Genomic DNA, 1,987 nt, shown 5'->3' on the forward strand with positions numbered 1-1,987 from the left:
TCATCTTGCATCCTTGGCGAAGTACGCGGCTGCCTTTTTTAAGATATCGCGCCCCTCAGTCATCCGCGCCAGCTCGCGCTTGAGCCTCCGGTTCTCAGCTTCGTGGTCCACAGATGATGCCTGTGACGCGGCTTTCGCATACAACTTCATCTATTTGTAGAGCGAGTAAGTGCTGATGCCTAAGCGCTCTGAAACCTCACGAACGGCGTACCCCCGCACTGCAACCTGATGCACCGCATCACGCTTAAAATCTTCACTGAAATTTGGCTTCCCCATAACGGCCTCCCTGCCTCAAAATTAGGGAAGAAAGCGTCTACAATACTAAGGGCTATTCAGAACTCATTGGATCAGGGCAAAGAATGGTGCGAGATATGTTGAAGCGTGAGGACTGGACGAGAGAAAAACTTGCGGCTACTCGAGCCAAATACCTTTGACAATCAGCAATAAATGCATCCGGAAACCTGTAGCCCGCGCCGACGTAGAAAAATAAAATTAAACCTACGCCTTTATCCACACCGAAAGAGGAATACCGGAAAACGCTCCCCCTTTAGACAAGTTCGCATGCGCTAACGCGATACCTATAGAAGTCAAAGACGAATTCCGAATATTCGGAATATCGTAAACAGTCAAAAATTTAGACAAATTGAAGAAATGCGGGTCTAAGATCGCTTTCAACTCCTCTTCAGATGGCCGTGCGCTGGCTGTCACTTTTGAGTAACGCTCACGGTAGGAACCGGATAGCCCGTCCGTCGCAAGCTTCGCATCGAGATCAGGGCCGTCCATTGAAAATGCTTTTAAACCGCGACCATAGGGAGAGTTAACTATTAGGCCGATAGCAGCAAGACTGTCGTAGTCGGCGAATTCAACGCGCAAATCCTCCTCTGCCGCTCCTTTAGAAAGTAGGGGGCCGTATCGTTCCAGTAGCACGCCTAGCATAGTCCCATAATCCCCAATACCAGGTGGGACAATACAACTATGAGCCGCTAGATAATTAATCGCCGACTCCGAAGTTGATACATTGGAAAGCAATGGAGTCACTATCTTCGAGTAGAATTCGGACAAGCATTCAATACTTGTTATGCCATTTATTTGAACATTCTTAATGATAGAATGAGGCTCAGGGCGTTCAAATCGGGCTCAGGTATGGAGCCAACTTTTGATATTGCATCGTTCAACGTCAGGCATAGACGGTCTCTCTTTTCGCAAGTTGATCTTTTTCTTACAAGCTCAACGAGGACATTCTCTAACGACTCGTCCCCACTTCTTGCCACCGCTTTCTGCGCATCTAGGAGAGCACCCTGAAAATCAGGATCCGAGAAGGCCTCGATTTTTCCAGTCCCATTCTCAGAAAATCCCTTGATCAGGTTGTTGCGGAATTTTTCAAGCCGCTCCTCCATGATGCTTTTTGATTACTCAGTATAGAGAGAGACAGACTTCTGCACGGCTTCGAAAATTTCAACCATTTGTTCGGGAGATATTCCCGCGCTGTAATACGCGTCTCGACCAGCTTGAAGCGCCGTCGCATTGTCAGCAGCGGTCTGTCCCTGTTTACTTGTCATCCTGAACCTTTGTATCTCACCCTGATTGGATTGACCGAGCACTACCAGATGTTTTTTGAACTTGAGACGTTCTGGTTCGATATGACCGAAGACCGAGCACTCCAAAGACAATTGCGACTAACAGCGCGACTGACCACAAAACTACTTCCTGGATAGTCATTCTACATCTCCCCATAGAATCCCGGTTCTGGTCTCCAACCCCTGAAACATAAACGCCGGCACAGCAATCGTAACTTGGTGTCTCAGTTCTGAGCTATACACCCTAGACATTTACGGACACGATGCGGACACGACTTTAGCGGCGCGGAATGCACTGAACCATCGCACCGTTAAGTCTTTGGTATTGCTGTGGAAGTTTGGTTGCGGGAGTAGGATTTGAACCTACGACCTTCAGGTTATGAGCCTGACGAGCTACCGAGCTGCTCCAT

Annotated in this window: 2 pseudogenes; both read right to left on the reverse strand. The window is 48.3% G+C overall.

The features are described 5' to 3' along the window. Positions 1–276: pseudogene (locus BLV27_RS19635) on the reverse strand (transposase); the annotation flags it as partial. Positions 277–498: 222 nt separating this feature from the next. Continuing rightward, positions 499–1,397, reverse strand: a pseudogene (locus tag BLV27_RS20275) (LPO_1073/Vpar_1526 family protein). Positions 1,398–1,987 lie beyond the last annotated feature (590 nt).

Origin of the sequence: Jannaschia faecimaris (assembly GCF_900107415.1) — a bacterium.
Taxonomy (GTDB): domain Bacteria; phylum Pseudomonadota; class Alphaproteobacteria; order Rhodobacterales; family Rhodobacteraceae; genus Jannaschia; species Jannaschia faecimaris.